The sequence below is a fragment of the Azospirillum isscasi genome, assembly GCF_030849505.1.
GTDB lineage: Bacteria > Pseudomonadota > Alphaproteobacteria > Azospirillales > Azospirillaceae > Azospirillum > Azospirillum isscasi.
The window spans coordinates 1-20,339 of the sequence record NZ_JAUJFI010000109.1 but is presented as its reverse complement, the minus strand read 5'-3'; the positions used below and the strand labels follow the sequence as shown (position 1 = coordinate 20,339).

General features: G+C 68.6%; 17 protein-coding genes, 1 tRNA gene and 1 pseudogene. 2 read left to right on the top strand and 17 right to left on the bottom strand.

Annotated features, from left to right (window positions below; translation table 11 throughout):
* On the top strand, positions 1 to 846 hold an 846-nt coding region (locus tag QSG27_RS19540; protein ID WP_306709061.1), incomplete at its 5' end, for a peptidoglycan-binding domain-containing protein.
* A gap of 99 nt (positions 847 to 945) precedes the next feature.
* Here QSG27_RS19540 and QSG27_RS19535 read toward each other — a convergent pair.
* From QSG27_RS19535 to QSG27_RS19500, 8 genes are all read right to left on the bottom strand, one after another.
* Positions 946 to 1,032 (bottom strand) — tRNA-Leu (locus QSG27_RS19535).
* A 230-nt stretch (positions 1,033 to 1,262) separates the two neighbouring features.
* The gene (locus QSG27_RS19530) at positions 1,263 to 2,333 is read right to left on the bottom strand and encodes an ABC transporter ATP-binding protein (RefSeq protein ID WP_306709059.1); all 1,071 of its coding nucleotides are present in this window, start codon (positions 2,331 to 2,333) and stop codon (positions 1,263 to 1,265) included.
* Positions 2,334 to 2,349: 16 nt separating this feature from the next.
* Positions 2,350 to 3,237, bottom strand: coding sequence for a carbohydrate ABC transporter permease (locus QSG27_RS19525; protein ID WP_306709057.1), 888 nt, complete (start codon positions 3,235 to 3,237; stop codon positions 2,350 to 2,352).
* Positions 3,230 to 4,162, bottom strand: coding sequence for a carbohydrate ABC transporter permease (locus QSG27_RS19520; protein ID WP_306709055.1), 933 nt, complete (start codon positions 4,160 to 4,162; stop codon positions 3,230 to 3,232). The genes QSG27_RS19525 and QSG27_RS19520 overlap by 8 nt, the downstream gene beginning before the upstream one ends.
* A 28-nt stretch (positions 4,163 to 4,190) precedes the next feature.
* Positions 4,191 to 5,549 carry an ABC transporter substrate-binding protein gene (locus QSG27_RS19515; protein WP_306709053.1) on the bottom strand — a complete coding sequence of 453 codons (1,359 nt, stop codon included), beginning with the start codon at positions 5,547 to 5,549 and terminating at the stop codon, positions 4,191 to 4,193.
* Positions 5,550 to 5,655: 106 nt separating this feature from the next.
* Positions 5,656 to 6,600: a TauD/TfdA dioxygenase family protein gene (locus tag QSG27_RS19510; protein WP_306709052.1), complete on the bottom strand. Its 945-nt coding sequence runs from the start codon at positions 6,598 to 6,600 to the stop codon at positions 5,656 to 5,658.
* Positions 6,601 to 7,119: 519 nt separating this feature from the next.
* Positions 7,120 to 8,097, bottom strand: coding sequence for an alpha/beta hydrolase (locus QSG27_RS19505; protein WP_306709050.1), 978 nt, complete (start codon positions 8,095 to 8,097; stop codon positions 7,120 to 7,122).
* Between the two features lie 178 nt (positions 8,098 to 8,275).
* A complete protein-coding gene (locus QSG27_RS19500) occupies positions 8,276 to 9,700 on the bottom strand; it encodes an FAD/NAD(P)-binding protein (RefSeq protein ID WP_306709049.1) in 1,425 nt (474 codons plus the stop codon).
* A 196-nt stretch (positions 9,701 to 9,896) separates the two neighbouring features.
* Between QSG27_RS19500 and QSG27_RS19495 the strand changes: the two genes are divergently transcribed.
* Positions 9,897 to 10,901, top strand: a complete 1,005-nt coding sequence (locus tag QSG27_RS19495) for a C-terminal binding protein (protein ID WP_306709045.1) — start codon at positions 9,897 to 9,899, stop codon at positions 10,899 to 10,901.
* A gap of 9 nt (positions 10,902 to 10,910) precedes the next feature.
* Here the strand turns inward: QSG27_RS19495 and QSG27_RS19490 are convergent, their stop codons facing one another.
* The 9 genes and pseudogenes from QSG27_RS19490 to QSG27_RS19450 form a co-directional block, all read right to left on the bottom strand.
* Positions 10,911 to 11,978 (bottom strand): malate/lactate/ureidoglycolate dehydrogenase, encoded by a 1,068-nt coding sequence (locus QSG27_RS19490; RefSeq protein ID WP_306709044.1) that lies wholly within the window; start codon positions 11,976 to 11,978, stop codon positions 10,911 to 10,913.
* Positions 11,975 to 13,222, bottom strand: a complete 1,248-nt coding sequence (locus tag QSG27_RS19485; protein ID WP_306709042.1) for a threonine synthase — start codon at positions 13,220 to 13,222, stop codon at positions 11,975 to 11,977. The genes QSG27_RS19490 and QSG27_RS19485 overlap by 4 nt, the downstream gene beginning before the upstream one ends.
* An 89-nt stretch (positions 13,223 to 13,311) precedes the next feature.
* Positions 13,312 to 14,208 (bottom strand): ABC transporter permease, encoded by an 897-nt coding sequence (locus QSG27_RS19480; RefSeq protein WP_306709040.1) that lies wholly within the window; start codon positions 14,206 to 14,208, stop codon positions 13,312 to 13,314.
* Positions 14,205 to 15,053: an ABC transporter ATP-binding protein gene (locus tag QSG27_RS19475; protein ID WP_306709038.1), complete on the bottom strand. Its 849-nt coding sequence runs from the start codon at positions 15,051 to 15,053 to the stop codon at positions 14,205 to 14,207. Before QSG27_RS19475 ends, QSG27_RS19480 begins: the two co-directional genes overlap by 4 nt.
* A 4-nt stretch (positions 15,054 to 15,057) precedes the next feature.
* Entirely contained in the window at positions 15,058 to 16,101 is a 1,044-nt protein-coding gene (locus QSG27_RS19470) for an ABC transporter substrate-binding protein (RefSeq protein ID WP_306709036.1), read from the bottom strand.
* Positions 16,102 to 16,311: 210 nt separating this feature from the next.
* Entirely contained in the window at positions 16,312 to 17,214 is a 903-nt protein-coding gene (locus tag QSG27_RS19465; protein ID WP_306709034.1) for a TauD/TfdA dioxygenase family protein, read from the bottom strand.
* A gap of 75 nt (positions 17,215 to 17,289) precedes the next feature.
* The gene (locus tag QSG27_RS19460; protein ID WP_306709032.1) at positions 17,290 to 18,327 is read right to left on the bottom strand and encodes an ABC transporter substrate-binding protein; all 1,038 of its coding nucleotides are present in this window, start codon (positions 18,325 to 18,327) and stop codon (positions 17,290 to 17,292) included.
* Between the two features lie 177 nt (positions 18,328 to 18,504).
* Positions 18,505 to 19,761, bottom strand: a complete 1,257-nt coding sequence (locus QSG27_RS19455; RefSeq protein WP_306709030.1) for a sensor histidine kinase — start codon at positions 19,759 to 19,761, stop codon at positions 18,505 to 18,507.
* 423 nt (positions 19,762 to 20,184) lie between these two features.
* Positions 20,185 to 20,262: pseudogene (locus tag QSG27_RS19450) on the bottom strand (GMP synthase (glutamine-hydrolyzing)); the annotation flags it as partial.
* Positions 20,263 to 20,339: the final 77 nt, after the last annotated feature.

The following is a 20,339-nucleotide window of genomic DNA, read 5'->3' as shown; positions in this document are numbered from 1 at the left end:
ACGGCGGAGCAACCCGCGCCGCTGGCGCTGCGGCTGGGCTGGGACATCGGGCTTCCCGTCGCCGCGGGGCTGGGCCTGTGGGCGCTGGTGCGCGGGGTGGTGCGGGGGGCGTTGGCCGCGGCCTTCGGCGGGCCGGTCCGCGCGCCGGACCAGGGGTCCTGGCCGCTCGTCCTGCTGTCCGCGGCGGCGGTGATCCATCTCGGCCTGCTGACCTTGTGGAACGGCGGGCCGGGCTTCAGCCGGCTGAACCATCGGCTGGACGTGGAGGCGATCACCCAGGGCCGCGCGCCCCTGCCCACCCCGCGCGTCCTGACGCCGGAGGAACGGATCATGGCCGCCCAGCGGGCGCTGGCCCGGCTGGGGCGCTATGACGGGGCCATCGACGGCAAGATGGGCGAAGGCACGCGGACCGGGCTCGCCAGCCTGACCGGGCTGGTGGACACGCCGCCGGGCGTGGCGCCGGAGGACCCCTTGGACTTGGCGGTCGCCATCGCCGCCGACCGGGTGCCCGTCAATGTGCGGATGCCGGAACTGCTCGTCGGGCCGGGCTGGAGCAACGCCACCCGCCTGCGCATGAACCGCGACGACCAGCCGCTGGTCGCCGGGGCCTTCCTGGGGGCGCTGGCCGCCTCAGGCACGGAGCGGGCCGCGGAGGGGCAGGACTGGGTGTCGGGGGACGGCCTGCGCTCCGGACGGATCACCGTGACGGGCCGCATCGCCGACCCGAAGGAGCGCGGGCGCCTGTGCTTCGCGCTGACCCATGTCGTGACCACCCCCGCCGGGCGGGACGCGGGCGCGCCGCTGCGCACCTGCCGGACCGCCGGGAACTGGACGCTGGAAGAATAGGGAGGATGGCCCGCGGCGCGCGGGCATGAAAAAGGGGCCTGAGAAGGCCCCGCTTTCGATACAGCTTTCGATACTGGCCGGCGTTGAGCCGGAGGAAGATGGTGCGGTCGAGAAGACTCGAACTTCCACAGCATTTCTGCCACAGCGACCTCAACGCTGCGCGTCTACCAATTCCGCCACGACCGCGACTTCATCATTCGAATGGATCGGACGCGAACGCCCAAGCCATTGAAACTGCTTATCTTTCCTAGGCGGGACGTTACGCGGCGCCGCATCGGAATGCAACAACTTTCTCATCGCCGAGAGCAAGCCGCCAACAGGCCGCACCGGCCCGCCCGCGCACGCATCCGTGCGCGCCGAGCCCTGTTATCGCATTCCCGCAGGATAAGCAAGCGGCTTGCACCCATCCTTCATACCTACACCAACCTTTGCCCGTCGCCCGCGTCGAACAGATGGGCCGCCGCGGGCGGCAGGCGCAGCGGCAGGACGTCGCCCGGCCTTGCGGCCACGCGCTCGCGAAACACGCCGACGAAGGGCTGGCCGGCGAGTTGGCCGACCACCTGCGTCTCGGAGCCGGTCGGCTCGACCACCGTCACCTCCAGGGCAGCCTCCGCCTCCGGGTCGATGAGGGCGTGCTCCGGACGCAGCCCCAGCACCGCCGGACGTCCGTGCGCTCCCGGCGGCACCGCGGCCAGCGGCAGGGACGGACCGCCGCCGTCCAGATGGAAGGACGCGCCGCCGTTCACCGCGATCCGCCCGCTGAGGAAGTTCATGGCCGGCGACCCGATGAAGCCGGCGACGAAGCGGTTTGCCGGACGGTCGTAGAGATCCAGCGGCGCCCCCGCCTGCTCCACCCGCCCGTCGCGCATCACGACGATGCGGTCGGCCATGGTCATCGCCTCGATCTGGTCGTGGGTGACGTAGATGGCGCTGGTGCGCAGCCGCTGGTGCAGGGCCTTGATCTCCGCCCGCATCTGCACGCGCAGCTTGGCGTCCAGGTTGGACAGCGGCTCGTCGAACAGGAACAGCAGCGGGTTGCGCACGATGGCCCGGCCCATGGCGACGCGCTGCCGCTGCCCGCCCGACAGTTGGCCGGGCCGGCGGTCGAGCAGGGCCGACAACCCCAGCACCTCCGCCGCGCGGGCCACCCTCGCGGCGATCTCCACCCGGTCCACGCCCTTCAGCGTCAGGGCGAAGCCCAGATTCCGGGCCACCGTCATGTGCGGGTAGAGCGCGTAGTTCTGGAACACCATCGCGATGTCCCGGTCCTTCGGCGGCACGTCGTTGACGAGGCGCCCGCCGATGCGGATCTCGCCCTCCCCCGCCTCCTCCAGCCCGGCGATCATGCGCAGCAGGGTGGACTTGCCGCAGCCGCTCGGCCCGACCAGCGCCACGAACTCCCCGTCGGCGATGTCGATCGACACCCCGTGGAGCACCGGCGTGCTGCCGTAGGACTTGCGGAGGTCACGGATGGTCACGGACGCCATGACGGTTTCCTCCCCCTCAATCCTTCAGGCCGCCCGCGGTCAGCCCGCGGACGAGGTATTTGCGGACCAGCAGCGTGAAGGCCAGCACCGGCAGCATGACCAGCGTGCCGGCGGCGGCGATCTTCCCCCACTCCCACCCCTCGTACTGGAGGAAGTTGGTGATGGCGACCGGAGCGGTGACGGCGCTGGTGCGTGTCAAAATCAGCGCGAAGAAGAAGTCGTTCCACGAGAAGATGAAGCAGAACACCGCCGTCGCCGCCAGACCGGGGGCCGCCAACGGCAACGTGACCCGCCGGAAGGCTTGCCACACGCCGCAGCCGTCGATCCAGGCGGCCTCCTCCAGCGAGCGGGGGATGGCCGCGAAGAAGGTCTGCATGAACCAGACGACGATGGAGATGTTGAAGGTCATGTGGATCAGCGCCAGCCCGACGACCGAATCCTGCAACCCTACCCAGCGGTAGGCCAGGAAGAAGGGGATCGTCAGGGCGATGGGCGGGGCCATGCGCGTGGCGAGAATCCACAACGCCACCCGCCCCCGCCCCCGGAAGCGCCAGCGGGTCAGCACATAGGCCGCCGGAACGCCCAGCGCCAGCGACGCCGCGGTGGACAGGCTGCTGACCAGCACGCTGTTCAGGAAGGATTTCGGGAAATGCCCCTGCCAGAGCGCCGCGAAATTCTCCAGCGTCGGCTGGAAGAGAAGCGCGCCGTCCAGCACCTCGCCGGGGGGGCGCAGCGCCATCTGGACCATCCAGCCGAAGGGGAACAGCACGGCCAGAAGCAGCGCCAGCGCCGCTGCGTGCAGGCCGATGCGATGCCGCCGCCAGCGCGGCGGCCGCACCCGTCCGGGCCACGCCCCGATCCGGGCGAGAAGGGGAGCCGCGGCGGCCCGCGTCGCGTCAGTCATGGTGCACCTCGTTCCATCCCAGACGGCTCACCAGCCAGCTCACGGCGAAGGCACCGCCGAGCATGATGACCGCGATGGCGCTCGCGTAACCCCAGTAGGAGAAATTGAACGCCTCGATGAAGCCGTAATAGTTGGTGACCTCGGTCGCGGTGCCCGGCCCGCCGTTGGTCAGGACGTAGATCAGCGGAAAGGCCTTCAGGCTGTCGATCAGCCGGAACAGGCCGCAGACCACCAGCGCCGGGCGCAGATAGGCGAGCACGATGTGGCGGAACACCTGCCAGCGGCTGGCCCCGTCGATCCGCGCCGCCTCCAGCGGCTCGTCCGGAATCAGTTGCAGCGTCGCCAGCACCATCAGCATGGTGAAGGGAAACCACTGCCACGTCTCCGCCACCGCGATGGCCCAGATCGCCAGCCCCGGATCGGTGATCAGGGAGTCGATGGGCAGCCCCACCTCCTCCAGCAGCCGGTGCAGCGGGCTGACGTCCGGCGTGTAGAGGATCTTCCAGATCAGCGCGACGACGATGGGCGGCAGCACCATCGGGATCAGGAAGGCGGTGCGGATCGCCTCGAAGAAGCGGGCGCGGACGTTCAGCAGCAGGGCCACCCCCAGCCCGACCGCCAGTTGCAGCCCGACGCTGGTCGCCGACAGGTGAAGCTGCAACAGCACCGAATTGTGGAACCGCCCGTCCCGCAGCAGTTCCCGGTAATTGCCCAGCGGGTCGGAGAAGTCGAAGACCGTGCTGGGGTTCACGAGGCTGAGCGGGGTCAGGCTGACCCCCAGCAGGAACAGCCCCGGCAGCAGCGTGATGACCCCCAGCACCACCAGCGCCGGCAGCAGCCCCGCCAGATAGGCGCGGCGGCGGCGGCGTTCCCAGCCGGCTGCCGCCCGGTCAACATTCGCAAAGACCGGTTTCAGAAAGGCCATGGCCGCCCCCTCCCCCGCATTCCGCCCGTCAGATGGCGACGCCGGCGCGCCGCAGGTCGGTGATCGACCCCGCCTGCGCCTGCTCGATGGCCTGTTTCGGTGAAAGCTGGCCGGAGACGATGTTCGCGATGGCCTTGTTCAATTGCTGGTCCACCTGTGGGTAGACCGGCACGGTGCGGTACTTCATGTGCCCTTGCTTCGCCGCCAGATCGACGGCGGAGGAAATGAGGCCCGAGAGGTCGTAGCCGTTCACGGAGGTGATCCGCTTGAACTCCGCGGACTCGAAGTCCGAACGCCGGGTCGGCGAGGCGTAGCGCTCCTCGACGATGGCGCGGCGGGTGCTCTTCTTGGACAGGGCCCACTGGATGAAGGCCCAGGCGGCGTCCTTGTTCTTCGAGGCCGCCGGGATGCCAAGGCCGTGGGTGGCGACGCCGGGGAAGCGCCCGGCGGGGCCGCGCACCACCGGGCTGTAGGCGACGGTCGAGGCCGTCCGGCTGTTCGGCCCGCCGACCTGCGACAGGTAGGTCTGCCCGATGGCCGAATAGTTGGCCCGCCCGTTCTGCAACGCCTGAAGCGTCTGGTCCTCGGTGTAGGAGAGCACGCCGTTGGGGCCGAACTCCTTCAGAATCCGCGCGAAGTACTCCGCGGCGGCGACCACCTCCGGCGTGTCGAGCACCGGTGTCAGGTCGTCCGGCGGGTTGCGGAAGACGTTGCCGCCGAACGCCTGGAGGAAGGGCACGAAGGTCCAGCCGTAATGATTGTCGGTGACGAAGCCGGCCACCTTCTCCTTGCCGTGCACGGCCTTCAGCGCGGTGACCAGCTCGTCCGTCGTGTCGGGCAGGCCGAGCCCGGCGTCCTTGAACAGGTCGAAGCGCGACGCCCCGGAGATAAAGGTGTCCACGGTCCAGGGAATGCCGTAGAGCCGCCCGGCCTTGTCGCTTTCCGGCGCCCGCAGGCCCGGCAGGAAATCCTCCACGTCCCAATCCGCGGGCGTGCGGTTCACGTCGCGGATGTAGTCGTCGAGCGGCGTGAACCAGCCCGCCCCGATCCAGCGGCTGGAATAGATGAAGGTGATGTTCAGCACGTCGTAGGCCGCGCCGCCGGTGGACAGTTCCAGATCCGCGCGCTGGTTGTAGACCGGAAAGGCCGGCGTGTCGTAGACGACCTTGGCGCCCGTCGCCTCCTCGAACTCCGGCAACCATTTGGTCAGGATGCGGGCGAAGGGGGCGTTGAAGGTGGAGACGTTCAGCGTCACCCCGGCAAACGGCTTGGCCCCGCCATAGACCGGCGCCTTGCCCGGAAGCAGCAGGCCGCCGCCGAAGGCCGCGGCCCCCGCCAGCAGGCGGCGGCGGGAAAACTCATGTGGAAATGGATGCTTCGGGGCCATGGGAATGCTCCGTATCGAATGCGGCGAAGAATGGATTGAAGGAAGGCCATCGCGCCCAAGAGTCCCTCTCCCCGAGGGGAGAGGGCTGAGGGTTCTCATGAACCGGTCATTCGGCGGCGATGGACGAGGAGGCGGACTGCGGCGGCGTGACCGAGCGCAGGAAGCTCCGGCGACCATCCACCGCGACCGGCGGCTCCCCGGCGACGGTGACGCGGCGGACGATGCGCGGCTGCTCGTCATAATCGTCCACGGCGCGGTGCTGGGTCGCCCGGTTGTCCCAGACGGCGACGTCCCCGGCTGCCCAGCGCCAGCGCACCACATTCTCCGGGCGGGTGACGTGGTTCTGGAACAGCTCCAGCAGCAGGCGGGAGTCGGTGCTGGGCAGCCCGACGATCCGCTGCACGAAATGGCCGAGGATCAGCGACCGCTCGCCGGTCTCCGCATGGACATGGACCAGCGGATGCTCCGTCTCGTAGCGGGTGGAGGTGAAGACGGTCTGGTAGCGGTGCAGCCCCTGCTCCGACGCGCTTTGCCGGTCGCCGACGTAATCGTAGACGTTGGAATGCAGCGCCCACAGCCGGTCCGCCAGATCGCGCAGGGCCGGCGACAGCTCGGCATAGGCGGTGGCCGTGTTGGCCCACAGCGTGTCGCCGCCGCGCTCCGGCGCGGTGACGCTGCGCAGGATGGAAATGGCGGGATAGCCGGGAACGAAGGTCACGTCGGTGTGCCAGGAGCTGGCGCGCTCGCCCCGGCTGCCGTCCACGTCCAGGATGTTGGCGGTGCCCGCCAGGGACGGCACCGTCGGGTGCGGCACGAGGCTGCCGAACAGGCGCCCGAACGCCTCCTGCCCGGCCTCGTTCAGATGGGTCTGGCCGCGGAAGAACAGGACCTTGTGGCGGCCCAGCGCCTGCCGGATGGTTTGCAGAACCGCCGGCTGAAGGTCGCCGGACAGCCGGACGCCGTGGACTTCCGCCCCGATGCGCCCCGCGACGGGACGGATGTCGAGACGGGCGGCGGTGCCGATGGTGTCGGCGGATGCGAGGTGGGTCATCGTGTCATCCCTTCCTGATGGTTCGGCCTTCGCGTTCCTGCTTTTGCGGTCGGGCCGTTTTCTTCGCCCCGCAGGTGCGCGGCGGGTGTCCCGGCAGGGCCGTGGGCGGACGGGCGGGCAAGGAGCGGCCTTCCGCCGCCGCCGTCTGGGGCGTTCCGGAACGGTCTTTTCTTGGAAACGATGCGGCGGTCAGCCGCGCCGACAGCCGTTCACGCCCGTTGGGCGATACGCGGCCCGAGGCCGGAGGGCGGTACAGGGATCGGCAATGATGGACATGTCCGGTCACTCCCTTGAGGACCCACGACCGGGATCGTGGCGCTTTAGCGGTTGATGACGCGGCGCAAGCTGCGATTCAAATTGCCGCGGCCGGTTGCGATGAAAACCGACGTCATAAATCTACTTAATTAGTATTCTATTAGTCAACGCATCAGTGCAATGAACTGTGAGAAATATATTTCACCTAAAATATTATGTTATATTTGAACGTGCCGAAATTCCTCCATCCGCCGCAACGGCACCTCACGGGTTCAGATGACGGCGCAACGCCTGGGCGGCGTGCAGCACGGCCCGGTCCGCGCGATCGACCTGCCGGGTCATGGTGGCAAAGGAATGGGGAAGCCCGTCATAGACGGCGAGCCGGTGAGGAACGTCCGCTTCGGCCAGCCGTTCCGCGAGACGGAGTGTGTCGTCGCGCAGGCAGTCGAGATCCGCCGCCAGCAGAAGCAGCGGCGGCAGACCGCGCAGATCGGCCTGCAGGGGCGCCGCGCGGGGGTCGGCGGGCGTGGCGGCGCTGCCGAGATACTGTTGCCAGTACCAGCGCATCCGCGCCGTGGTCAGCCCGTACCGCCCGTCGCCGAACCGGCGGTGCGACGCGGTGTCGAAATCATGGGCAAACATGCCGTAGAACAGCAGCCCGAAGGTCACGCGCGGCTCACCCGGCGCGCGGGCGGCCAGAGCGAGGCCGAGCGCGAGGTTGGCACCGGCGGAATCGCCGCCCACGGCGATCCGGTCCGGGTCGATTCCATGCGCGGCGCCCTCCGCGGCAACCCAGCGCAGGGCGGTCAGCGCCTCGTCATGCTGGTGCGGGAAGCGTCGCTCCGGCGCCAGGCTGTAGCGCACCGCGCAGATCACGGCGCCGCCGTGGATGGCGAGGAGCCGCAGCAGCCGGTCGTGGGTGTCCACGCTGTTCACGACGAAACCGCCGCCGTGGAAATAGACCAGGACGGGCAACCGCTCCGCCCCGCGGTCCGCCGGGCGGTAGAGACGCAGCGGCAGCGGTCCGGCGGGGCCGGCCGCCGTCACCTCCTCCACATCCGCGGGAAGCGGCGCGGGGCCGTTGAGAAAGGCGTGGTAACGCTCCGCCGCCGCGCGGGCCTGGGCGAGCGGGAGGCTCAACGGATCGGCGGGGGCGGCGCCCAGGCGAACCGCCGCCTCGTTCATGGCGATCACCTGGGGGTCCAGGAAATCCGCCGCGGGCAGCAAGATCGTGTCCGGCATGACATCCTCCTTCTCAACCGAAGCGACGGCGGACCGCCGCGCTGACCGGGAGCGGTGCCGGCCCGCCGGAGACGCCTCCGGCTGCCGGGTGGAAATCAACACTGGACATCATGATAGACGTTTAAAATCTATCTTTCAAATAGGTTTTTATTATTTATTCAACAAAACATGCATGTTGTTATGTGGAAAGACCGTCTGCCACGCTCTGGCGGACGAGAGTGAGCGCGGCGTCGGCGCATTGGCTGCGCAGTTCGGGCACCGCGGTCATTTCCCAGAAATGCGCGCGGCTGACCGGCCCGAGGGCGAAGAGGCGGTCGGATGCCGCCCCGCCCTCCTCGATCAGCGCCCCCTCCTCCGTGACGTCGAGGCCGAGGCGCAGCGGGTCGGGGCGCGCCAGCCCGCGCTGGAGCAGGGCACGCATCAAGGGATGGCGGATGCGCCCGAAATCGCATTCGGTGCCGGTGGCGTTGACGATGGCGCCCACCGTCCGCGTCCACAGCGCGTCCTCGGCACCGCGGGCGCGGACCGTCGCCTCCACCCCGTCGGGCGTCAGGGCCAGCCCCTTCAGGCGCCCGGCGCGGACGGTCAGGCGCCCGCTCTCGCGCAGGGCGTCGATGCGGGCCGCCACCTCCGGCGCCATGCGGTGGCGGTGCACCTCCCAATAGGGCCGGGCGTGGCGCAGGAAGCGCCGCCGCTCCTCCAGCGGCAGATGCTTCCAGAGCAGCGGGTGGAAGGGCCGCATGGCGTCGAAGGCGGCGCGCCAGTCCGATCCGTCCTCCCGCGCGCGGCGGACATCGGCCTTCAGCGCGATCAGCACGTCCAGCACCGTGCCGGGCATCGTCTGGGGATGGACGAAGCTCTTGAAGGGGCGCGTCTCCAGATGGACGGTGGGCAGCAGGCCGCGGCGCGACAGCGCCAGGATGGGACCGCGATGGCCCTGGTCCTCCAGCGACAGGACCACATCGACCATGGTCAGCCCGGTGCCCAGGATCAGAACCGGGGCGTCCGGGTCGATGGCGGCGACGGCCTCGCCGTTCCAGGGATCGCCGATGAAACGGTCGGACGCGAAGACCTCCGGCGCGGCGACGGGCGGCGGCGAGGGCGGGAAATGCCCGACGCAGAGCACCGCCCGGTCCACCGCCAGACTGTCCCCGCCGCCGAGCCGCAGACGGACGCCGCCGCCCGCGGAGCCGTCCACCGCCGCGTCGACCACCTCCGCCCTCAGGGTCTCCAGGGTCACGTGGGGCGGGGCGTCCGCCCGGGCCTCCCGCAGCACCTCCTGGATATAGTCGCCGTAGAGCCGCCGCGACACGAAGGCGTGGCCGCTGGGCGGCACCGCGCCGCCGAGGTCCTTCGACCACAGCCAGCGCAGGAAATGGCGCGGATCGTCGGGATAGGCGCTCATGTTGTAGGCGCGCACGTTCAGCAGATGCGCGGCACTGTCCGTGGAATAGGCCAGCCCGGCGCCCAGCGTGCCGGCGCGTTCGATCAGGTGGATGCGCGTCGGCGCCTCCGCCTTGCGCAGAAGATGGGCGGCCAGGATACTGCCGGTGAAGCCGGCGCCGACGATGGCGATGCTGTGCGCGGTATCGTGGGACGGCATGCTGGTCGTTCCTCTCCCTGTGTCCTGCACCCCGGAGGGCGCCGCCGAATGGACGTCATTAGAGCACCACAAATCCCTATTTAACAAGTTGGCTTTTGCGTGAACGTATGTGTTTTTGCCTGACGGATATGACAAATAGCTGTTTATTTTTGTTGATACTATTTTCCAACAGCGGGAGGCAGACCGGAGAATGACCATGACCAAGCGCGCACCGTTCGTCGTCGGCATCACCGACCACGTGATTCCCCCGCCGGACCTGGAGGCGGCGGTTCTGGATGGTTTTGCCGAGGTGGATTTCCTCGACACCCGGCGGGAGGCGGACCTGGACCCGGAGCGGCTCGCTCGGCTGGACGCCCTTCTGGTGTGGAGCACCCCCATCGGCCCGGCCACGGTGGCGAAGCTGCCCCGCTGCCGCGTCGTGGTGCGGTTCGGGGTCGGCTACGACAAGATCGACGTGGCGGCGCTGGAGGCCGCGGGCATCCCCTTCTGCAACAACCCGGACTATGGGACGGAGGAGGTGGCGGACCACGCCGTTTCCCTGCTGCTCTCCCTTCAGCGCCGGTTGTGGGAGCATGACGCCCGCGCCCGCACCTACGGCACGACGTGGCAGGCCAACACGCTGACCCCGCTGCGGCGCTCCAGCGCGGCGACGGTGGGCGTCGTCGGCGTGGGACGGATCGGCACGGCGGTGGTGAACCGGCTGAAGCCCTTCGGATACCGCATCCTCGGCTACGATCCCCACCAGCCCGCGGGGCACGAGAAGGCGATCGGCTACCGCCGCGTCCGCCGGCTGGAGGATCTGCTGGCCGAATCCGACATCGTGACCTTCCACTGCCCGCTGACGCCGGAGACCCGCGGCCTGATCGACCGGGATTTCCTGGGCCGGATGAAGCCCGGCGCCCTGCTGGTGAACACGGCGCGCGGCGAGATGTTCGCCGGGCTGGACCCGCTGGAAGAGGCGCTGCGCAGCGGCCATCTGGCCGCCGCCGGCACGGACGTTCTGCCGACCGAGCCGCCCGCCCCGCACCCGCTGCTGGACGCATGGCGCAAGCGGGAGTCCTGGCTGGAGGGGCGGCTCGTGGTCACGCCGCACAACGCCTTCCATTCCGACGAGGCGGCCATCGAAATGCGGCGCAACGCCGCCGAAACCGCCCGCCTCTTCCTGGAGGATGGCGTTCTGCGCAACCGCATCCTGCCCTGACCTCTCGCATCAGGCTCCCAGAAAGGCCGGAACGTCGAGGCCGAGCGCGCCCCCGATCCCGTGCAGGGCGCGCACGGTGTCGGGGTCGAGCGTGATGCCGCGCTCCGCGGCCAGCGCCCGGCTCCGCCGCTCCGGCCCGCCGGGCACCAGCACGTCGCCGCCGGGGGCCGGCGGGGTGCCCTGGATGTAATCCAGAACGGCGTCGGTCAGCGCTTGCCAGCCCCCGTTCTCCGCATCCGCCGCCCGTGCCGGGTCGATCAGGAAGGCCAGAGCGTTGTTCACCACCCGCCCCGGACGCAGGTTCTCCGGCAGGGCCGGCAGCCCGCCGGCCAGCGCCCCGGCCAGGATCTCGCAGGCGAGCGCCAGCCCGTACCCCTTGTGACCGCCGAAGGGCAGGATGGCGCCGGTCGGGTCGCGGAACATCACGCCGGGGTCGCGGGTCGGCTCGCCCCGCTCGTCGATCAGCAACCCCTCGCCGACCTCCTTGCCGGAGGAAGCGGCGATGCGGCACTTGTTGGCCGCCACCGCGCTGGTCGCGAAGTCCAGCAGGAACGGCGGGTGCCGCGGCGTGGCGGGAACGGCGATGCAGATCGGGTTGGTGCCCAGCCTTGGCCGCCCGCCGCCATGGGGCGCCGCCAGCGGGCGGCTGACCACATTGACGAAGAAGACCCCGATCAGCCCCGCCGCGATGCACTGTTCGCCATAGGAGCCGACGCGCCCGATGTGGTGGGCGTTGCGCAGGGCGAGCACGCAGGCCCCACCCGCCTTGGCCCGTTCGATGGCGAGGTCCGTCGCCTCCCGCGCGATCACCTGCCCGTAGCCGACCTCCCCGTCCACCACCAGAAACGGCGCCTCGTCGCGGAGGATGCGGGCATGCCGGTTGGGTTGCAGGTGGCCCAGCTCCAGGCTCTTCGCGTAGACGGCGATCTGGCACACACCGTGGCTGGCGTGGCCGGTGGCGTCGGAATCCACGAGGTTGGCGGCGACAATGGCCGCCTCCTCCGGGCGGCTGCCGGAGCGTTGCAGGATGGCGTCGAGCAGAGCCACCAGACGGTCCGCGGCGTAGGGTCCGCTCATGGTCGGAACACCGAATAGTCGATGGGCTGGTGGCGGTCGAGCGTCCGGTGCACCGGCGGCAGCGGGTATTTCAGGCCCGTGGCGCAGTTGAACAGCACGGCGCGCTCGCCGCGCCCCACCCGCCCGTCGGCCAGCGCCTGCTTGTAGGCGGCGTAGGTTGCGGCTCCCTCGGGGCAGAGCAGGAAGCCCTCCTCCCGCGCCGCCTCGTCCAGGGCGGCCTGGATGGCCGCGTCCGGCACGGCGACGGCGAAGCCGCCGCTCTCCCGCACGGCGCGCAGGATCAGGAAATCGCCGACCGCCTGCGGCACGCGGATGCCCGACGCGATGGTGTGGGCGTCCGGCCAGCGCGGGGCGTGCTCCTCCCCGGCCTCGTAAGCGCGGACCATCGGAGCGCAGCCGGCGGCCTGCACGGCGACCATGCGCGGGCGCTTGGACCCGATGAAGCCGATGGCCTCCAATTCCGCGAAGGCTTTCCACATGCCGATCAGGCCGGTGCCGCCGCCGGTCGGGTAGAAGATGACGTCCGGCACCTCCCAGCCGAGCTGCTCGGCCAGTTCCAGCCCCATGGTCTTCTTGCCCTCGATGCGGTAGGGCTCCTTCAGGGTGGAGACGTCGAACCAGCCGGCCTTGGCCTTGCCCTCCCCCACGATCTTCCCGCAGTCGTCGATCAGCCCGTTGACCCGGTAGACGGTGGCGCCCTGGAGTTCGATCTCGGAGACGTTCACCTCCGGCGTGTCCTCCGGGCAGAAGATCGTCGTTCTGATGCCCGCCCGCGTCGCGTAGGCGGCCAGCGCGGCGCCCGCGTTGCCGTTGGTCGGCATGGCCATGTGCCCGATCCCGAAGGCTTTCGCCATGGACACCGCCATCACCAGACCGCGCGCCTTGAAGGAGCCGGTGGGCAGCCGCCCCTCGTCCTTCACCAGCAGTTCGGCGGCGCCCAGCTTCGCGGCGAGCTTCGGCAGCGGGACCAGCGGAGTCACCGCCTCGCCCAGGCTGACGATGTCCCGCACCCGGCGCACCGGCAGCAGTTCGCGGTAGCGCCACAAATCCTGCGGGCGTCCGGCCAAAGCGTCCTTGGTCAGCGCCGCCCGCACGCCCTCCAGGTCATAGCGGACCAGCAGCGGCTTGCCGGCCCGGGACAGGTTGTGCACGGTGTCGGCCTCGTACCGTTCGCCGGTGTAGGCGCATTCCAGATGGGTGACGAAGGTCGGGCGTTCGGTGGTCAGATTGGAATCGAAGGGCACGGGCAGGTTCCTTGCTCAAGAATCCCCTCTCCCGCCCCGGGAGAGGGTGCCCGCGCAGTGGGCGGGTGAGGGGATTTGGTTGCTGGCGGCTAGCGCACCATCCCCCACTTGCGGACGGTGTGGATCTCGATCCAGCGGAAGACGACGTTCTCGACGACGAGGCCGATCAGGATGACGGTGACGAGGCCGGCGAACACCTTGTCGATGTAAAGCTCGTTGCGGTTCTGGAAGATGAACCAGCCCAGCCCGCCCTTGCCGGACGACACGCCGAACACCAGCTCCGCCGCGATCAGCGTGCGCCAGGCGAAGGCCCAGCCGACCTTAAGCCCGGTCAGGATGGCCGGAAAGGCCGCCGGGATCAGCATGGTGACGACGTAGCGGATGCCGGTCAGCCCGTAATTCCGCCCGGCCATGCGCAGCGTCTCCGACACCGAGGTGAATCCGGCGTGGGTGTTCAGCGCCAGCGGCCACAGCACGGCATGGACCAGCACGAAGGTCAGGCTGACCGCCCCCAGCCCGAACCACAGCATGGCGATGGGCAGCAGCGCGATGGCGGGCAGCGGGTTGAACATGGAGGTCAGCGTGGACAGCACGTCGTTGCCGATGCGCGTGGACACCGCGAAGCTGGTCAGCAGCACGGCCAGCACCACGGCGATCGCATAGCCCTTCAGCAGCACCGACAGCGACACCCAGGCCATCGACAGCAGGCTCTCCCTCCAAATCCCCTCCCACAGGGCGGTGACGGTGGCGGCGAAGGTGGGGAACATCAGCGGGTTGTTCTGCCACGTCGCGGCGACCTGCCAGAGCAGCGCCACCGCGGCCAGCACGGCGAAGCGGCGGAGCGCCGTGACGTTGCCGATGCGCTCCCACAGGGACAGCGGGCGGGCCACGTCGCCGATGGGGCCGGTGGTGGCGACTGCCCGCTCGTACTCCGGGCGGACGGGGGGCATGCGGCGGCGTTGCCGCGTCAAAGTCAGGCCGGTCATGAACGCAGCCCCTTCACCGTTTCCACTTCGTCGGCGAACAGCATGGCGTGGATGCGCCGTGCGGCGTCCTGAAAATCGGGGCTGCCCACCGCGTGATGGTCGTAGCCGCCGCAGTTCAGCTCCGCCTTCACCTGGCCGGGATGCGGCGACAGCACGAGGATGCGCGAACCGACGACCAGCGCCTCCTCGATGGAATGGGTGACGAACAGCACGGTGAAGCGCAGATCGTCCCAGAGCTGGAGCAGCTCCTCCTGCATCTTGCGGCGGGTCAGCGCGTCCAGCGCGGCGAAGGGCTCGTCCATCAGCAGAATGTCCGGCTCCATCGCCATGGCGCGGGCGATGGCGACGCGCTGCTTCATCCCGCCCGACAGCATGTGCGGATGCACGTCGGCGAACTTGGACAGGTTCACCCGCGCGATGCAGTCCAGCGCCTTCTCCTCGGCCTCCCGGCGCGTGGCCTTGCCGCTGGCGAGGAGCGGGAACATGACGTTCTGCTTCACCGTCTTCCAGGGCGGAAGCTGGTCGAACTCCTGGAACACCATCATGCGGTCCGGCCCCGGTCCGCTCACCGCCCACCCGTTCAGACGGATGGCGCCCTCCACCGGCTGAAGGAAGCCGCCCACCGCCTTCAGCAGCGAGGATTTGCCGCAGCCGGACGGCCCCAGCAGGACGTAGCGTTCCGCCTCGAACACCTGGAAATCGACGCGGTAGGTCGCGGTGACGAGGTGGCGGCGCGTCTTGTATTGGAGCGTCACGCCGGACACGTCCAGCAGGGGGCGTTCGGACACGTTGGCAACATCCATGCCGGCGGTGTCCACGCTGTCGGGATAGGTGAAGGCGTTCATCGGATCAGCTCCCGGTTTCGCCGTGCAGGTCTTCGAAGAACAGGTCCCTCCAGGAGGCCGGCTTGTTCCTGATCGCCCCGACCTTGTTCAGGAAGCCGGCGTAGACGCCGATGCGGCTCGGCGCGAGCGTGTACTGGATGTCCTTGTCGCCCAGGATGCCGACGACGAAGGCTTTGTCGAGGTCGCCCTTGTTCTGCGCCAGATAGATGTCCGCCGCCGTCGCATGGTCGGCGTTGATGAGGGCCGCCGCCTCCTTCAGCGCGCCGAGGAACGCCTGATAGGTCTTGGGGTTGTTGGCCCGGAACGCCTCCTTCGCCCAGATCAGGTTGAAGGTGTGCGGGCCGCCCAGCACGTCGTAGGAGCTGAAGACCTTGCGGATCTTCGGGTCGCGGAGCTGCTGGTACTGGAAGGGCGGGCCGGACAGGTGCCCGGTGATCTCGGCGGCGCCCGACAGCAGGGCCGCGTTGGCGTCGGGGTGCGGCAGGGAGACGGTCAGCCTGTCGAGCGCGTCGAACTTGCCCTCCCCGAACGCCTGCTCCGCAGCGATCTGCAGCGTGCGTGACTGGATCGAGACCTTGACCGCCGGCAGGGCGATCTTGTCCTTGTCCGTCAGGTCCTTCAGCGACGTGACGTTCGGGTTGTTGGTGTTGAGGAACAGCGGCATGTTGTTCAGCGCCGCGATGGCGCGGACGTTGGCGCCGCCCCTGGTGCGGTCCCAGATGGTCAGCAGCGGGCCGACGCCGCCGGAACCCAGGTCGATGCTGTCGGACAGGAGCGCGTCGTTCATCGCCGCGCCGCCGCCGAGCTGCACCCACTCCACGCTGATGTCCAGCCCCAGTTCCTTGCCGTGCTTCTCGATCAGCTTCTGGTGGCGCAGCACGTGCAGCGGCAGATAGCCCAGCCCATACTGTTCGGCGATCCGTATCCGGCCTTCCGCCGCAGCCGGACCGGCCAGCCCCAACCCGGCCCCCAGCATGGCCCCCAGCATGGCCCCCAGCATGGCCAAGACGCAGAGCGCGCGGCGGACGACACGACCTGGATGGAACATACGGACCTCCAAAAGTTTTACCTAAACTCTAGTAGGAAAATGACATCACGATTCAACGCATTGATCAACAGGGAAAATCGCAATAATTCACATATATTGAATGTTATTTTTGCGCACAAAATCGCGGAACCGGCGCGCAGGCCCGCCGGCTCCGCGGAGTTCCGGTGCGGCACGGGGGGCGTGGACCCCCGCGCCGAAACCGGCTGGACGTCAGGCGGCGAGGCTCGGCTTGCGGCCAAGCACCCGGGTCACGCTGGGGCGGCCATCCACGCCGACCACCACGTCGCCGGCCACCGTCGTGCGGCGGACGACGCGGGGACGGTCGCCGTAATCGTCCACGGCGCGGTGGATGGTGGCGCGGTTGTCCCAGATCGCCACGTCGCCCGGCGACCAGTGCCAGCGCACCGTGTTCTCCGGGCGGGTGGCGTGGTCGTTGAAGATGCCGACCAGACGGGCGGAGTCGGAGGTGCCGAAGCCGACCAGACGCTGAAGGAAATGGCCGACCAGCAGCGTGCGCTCGCCGGTCACCGGATGCACGGAAACCAGCGGATGCTCCGTCTCGTAGACGGTGGAGGTGAAGATCTCGTTGAAACGCTTCAGCCCGTCCTCGCGGACGTTTCCGCGGTCGCCCACGTAATCGTACTGGTTGGTGTGGATCGCCCGCAGCCGGTCGGCCAGTTCGCGCAGCGGCTCGGGCAGTTCGGCGTAGGCCGCCACCGTGTTGCCCCACAGCGTGTCGCCGCCGCGCTCCGGCAGCTCGTACGGGCGCAGGATGGTGATGCTGGGATAGTCGCCGAGGAAGGTGATGTCCGCGTGCCAGGAACTGGCGCGCTCCCCGCGCGAGCCGTCCACGTCCAGGATGCCTTCGGTCCCGCCCAGCGAGGGAACGGTCGGATGGCCGACCAGCTTTCCCCACAGCCGCCCGAACGCCTCCTGCTGGGCGTCGTCGATGTGGTGCTGGTCGCGGACGAAGATCACCTTGTACTCGTAGACGGCGTCCTGGATCGCCTTCAGCGTGGCCGGGTGCAGGTCGCCGGACAGGGTGACGCCGCGCACTTCGGCGCCGATGTTTCCGTTGATGGGCTTGATGTCGAAACCGGTGGGAAGGCTCATCGGACAGACTCCATTATGACGCGAGGAATGACGGGAAAGCGGTGGACGGACGGAAGGTGAAAGGCCGGCGTCGGGTCAGCTCCCCGCTTCGCCGTGCAGAACAGGGAAGGTGTAGTCTTTCCAGGAGGCCGGCTTGGTTTTGATCGAGCCGACGCGGTGCATGAAGTCGGCGATCACGCCGGTGTTGTGCGGGACTTGGGAATAGCTGATGTCCGGGTTGTTCAGCAGCGCCACGACCTCGTCCTGGGTCAGCTTGCTGCGCTCCTCCGCCAGATAGATACGGGCGGCCTCGGCCTTGTCGCGCTTGATCAGCGCGAAGCCGTCGGTCAGCGCCTTGACCACGGCGGCGGTGAGCTTCGGGTTCTCGTCGTAGAATTTCTGCGTGGCGTAGGACAGCACCAGCGTCGCCTCGCCGATCACGTCGCGCGAGTTCAGGATGCGGTGGATGTTCGGGTGGGCGAGCTGCTGGGACCCGTAGGTCGGGGTGGTGATGTGGCCGGTGATCTCCGTCTTGCCGGAGACCAAAGCCGCGGTGGCGTCCGGCGGGCTCAGCGTCGTGGTCAGCGGCTCGAAATCATACTGGTGGCCCGGCCCGAACTCCTTCTCCGCGGCGATCTGGAGGATGACCGAGTTGATGGAGACCTTCACCGCCGGCACCGCGATGCGGTCCTTGTCGGTCAGGTCGCGGATGCTGCGGACGTTCGGGTTGTTGCTGTTGATCCAGTAGGCCGAGGAGTCCAGCCCGGAGATGGCCTTCACATCGAAGGTGCCGCGGGTCTTGTCCCAGACGGTCAGCAGCGGCGCGATGCCGGCGGAAACGATCTGGGCGTTGCCGCTGAGAAGCGCGTCGTTGGCGGCCACGCCGCCGTTCAGCACGAGCCAGTTGACCTTGACCGGCCCGATGCCCTGCGCCTCGGCGTATTTTTCGATCAGCCCCTGGTTCTTGGCGATCATCAGCGGCAGATAGCCCAGCCCGTACTGGATGGCGACGGTCAGGTCCTTCACCTCGGCCCGCGCGCCGCCGGGGGAAACCAGCGCCACGCCTGCCGCCAGGGTCAGCCCGAGAACGACCCGCCTCGCGGTCGCCCCGGTCCGTTTCACATCCTTTGTCATCGAAGTCTCCCGCAGCGACAGAACCAAGGTGTTTTTGTTCTCACAATCACACCAATTGCGCGACAGGATGTCAATATCAATCTACTAGACAAATAGATTTTTGATTTAGAATATTACAAATGTTTATTGTTAAAAATAGGCGCCGTTCGGATGCCTTCAGAGGCGTGACGCCAGCCGTCAGCCGCGACCGGAAGCCAGCGGCAGGGCGACGCTGATCGTGGTTCCGATACCGGGCAGGGACTCCACCATGATCGGGTGGCCAAGGTGATCCGCCAGAGTCTTCACGATGCACAGGCCAAGGCCAAGGCCGACGACGCCGTCTCCGGCTTCGACACGGTAGAACTCCTCGAAGATGTCGGTCAGGGCGCTCTTCGGAATGCCTCGACCGGTATCGGCGACGTCGATCCACACCTTGCCGTCGTCGGTGCGGCACAGGAGCCGGATCTCCCCCTGGTCGGTGTATTTGATCGCGTTGTCGATGAGGTTGTGGAGGATGCGCGACGCGAGCAGCCGGTCCGTGCGCACCGTCACGCCTCTGCCGCCCCCTTCCATGCGCCATTGCAGCCCCTTGGCTTCGGCGGCCAGCCGGAACGTCGCCTCGGCGTGCGTCATCAGATCGTCCAACGGGACGTCTTCGATCCGGACGGCGATCATGCCGTCGTCCATCCGCACCAGGTCCTGCACGCCGTCCATCAGGCGCTTCACCACGCCCAGGCAGTGCTTCATCGTCGTCACGTAGGCTTCCCCCCGGGCGGTCACCCGGGACGACAGCGCGTGCGTGGCAAGGGTCAGCCCATGGATCGGTTGGCGCAGGTCGTGGTTCAGCGTCGCGAGAAGCCGGGTCCGCGCCGCGTTGGCCCGCGCCACCTCCATGGCCTGGGTCCTTGCGGCCTCTGCCGCCTCCTGCAGCGATTCGAGGAGGCGAACGTTGGACAGCGCCAGGGCCGCCGAGCGGGCGATGGCCCGCAGAAGGGTGACGGTGTCCGCATCGGGCGTATGCAGCGTTGCCCAATACGCGCCGATGGCGGCGATGGGATCGGGCGCGCCGACCGGCACCATGACGAGGCTCCGCACGAAGGTGGGGCGATAGGCCTCGTGAGGGATGCGCGGATCGACATAGATGTCCGGGATGACCGCGGGTTGCCCGGTCAGCATGGCCCAGCCCGAGATGCATGTGCCCATGGGAAACCGCTGCCCTTTCCACAGCGGGCTGATCGCGTCCTCCTCGACGTAATGGCACAGGTCGCCGTCGCGCAGCACGATGGTGACGCCGTCGGCGCCGCTCAGGCGGCGCGCCGCCGTACGCAGGACGGAAACCATGGCCGTCAGGTCACGGGCGAAGAACAGGCGCTCGTTGAGATCGACGATCGCCGCCAGATGGTCGGCGTCGCGCAGGGCGGGCGGTTGCAGGGCATCGGTGTCGGCTGAGGGCATCGGCCACGTTTCCCGGCGGTTCACCACGCCGATACCGGCTGGCGTAAGGGAGCGCACGAACGCTTCATGGCCCGAGTATAATGCACGGCAACCGCCTTAGCAGCACGGAACTCCAGCGCCGGTGAAAGCCCTGCCTGGGCAATGCCGGCCTTCCGGGAGGTTGGGTCGGGAGTTGGAGGGGCATTGATCCGGCGGATCACGCTCCGCATGCGCTTGGGCGGCCACAGCGGGAAAGACGGCGCATAATCAGAGGCTTGCGCCAAAAAAAGTACCGTCAGGAGCCATTCTGCTCCTGACGGCACTGTTATCCACGCGATCGCCGCCCACCGACAACCGTCGAGAGAAGATGAGGGATAAATCTTCCTTGTTCGTGGGTTATGTCTTATTTCAGCGCAACTCCGGACACCCTCGGGCCGGCGTGAATCACTCCCACTCGATCGTGCCGGGCGGCTTCGAGGTGATGTCGTAGACCACGCGGTTGACGCCGCGCACCTCGTTGACGCTAACGTCCAGGGACGTGGTGGGAAATGCGCCCATGAAGGATCGGGCTGGGGCCGGGCGAAGCCCCCACACAGCGT

Bases quoted from the DNA above. Each gene is read 5' to 3' on its own strand.
- QSG27_RS19530 (WP_306709059.1), bottom strand. From the start codon at position 2,333: ATGGCGTCCGTGACCATCCGTGACCTCCGCAAGTCCTACGGCAGCACG.
- QSG27_RS19525 (WP_306709057.1), bottom strand. From the start codon at position 3,237: ATGACTGACGCGACGCGGGCCGCCGCGGCTCCCCTTCTCGCCCGGATC.
- QSG27_RS19520 (WP_306709055.1), bottom strand. From the start codon at position 4,162: ATGGCCTTTCTGAAACCGGTCTTTGCGAATGTTGACCGGGCGGCAGCC.
- QSG27_RS19515 (WP_306709053.1), bottom strand. From the start codon at position 5,549: ATGGCCCCGAAGCATCCATTTCCACATGAGTTTTCCCGCCGCCGCCTG.
- QSG27_RS19510 (WP_306709052.1), bottom strand. From the start codon at position 6,600: ATGACCCACCTCGCATCCGCCGACACCATCGGCACCGCCGCCCGTCTC.
- QSG27_RS19505 (WP_306709050.1), bottom strand. From the start codon at position 8,097: ATGCCGGACACGATCTTGCTGCCCGCGGCGGATTTCCTGGACCCCCAG.
- QSG27_RS19500 (WP_306709049.1), bottom strand. From the start codon at position 9,700: ATGCCGTCCCACGATACCGCGCACAGCATCGCCATCGTCGGCGCCGGC.
- QSG27_RS19495 (WP_306709045.1), top strand. From the start codon at position 9,897: ATGACCAAGCGCGCACCGTTCGTCGTCGGCATCACCGACCACGTGATT.
- QSG27_RS19490 (WP_306709044.1), bottom strand. From the start codon at position 11,978: ATGAGCGGACCCTACGCCGCGGACCGTCTGGTGGCTCTGCTCGACGCC.
- QSG27_RS19480 (WP_306709040.1), bottom strand. From the start codon at position 14,208: ATGACCGGCCTGACTTTGACGCGGCAACGCCGCCGCATGCCCCCCGTC.
- QSG27_RS19475 (WP_306709038.1), bottom strand. From the start codon at position 15,053: ATGAACGCCTTCACCTATCCCGACAGCGTGGACACCGCCGGCATGGAT.
- QSG27_RS19470 (WP_306709036.1), bottom strand. From the start codon at position 16,101: ATGTTCCATCCAGGTCGTGTCGTCCGCCGCGCGCTCTGCGTCTTGGCC.
- QSG27_RS19465 (WP_306709034.1), bottom strand. From the start codon at position 17,214: ATGAGCCTTCCCACCGGTTTCGACATCAAGCCCATCAACGGAAACATC.
- QSG27_RS19460 (WP_306709032.1), bottom strand. From the start codon at position 18,327: ATGACAAAGGATGTGAAACGGACCGGGGCGACCGCGAGGCGGGTCGTT.
- QSG27_RS19455 (WP_306709030.1), bottom strand. From the start codon at position 19,761: ATGCCCTCAGCCGACACCGATGCCCTGCAACCGCCCGCCCTGCGCGAC.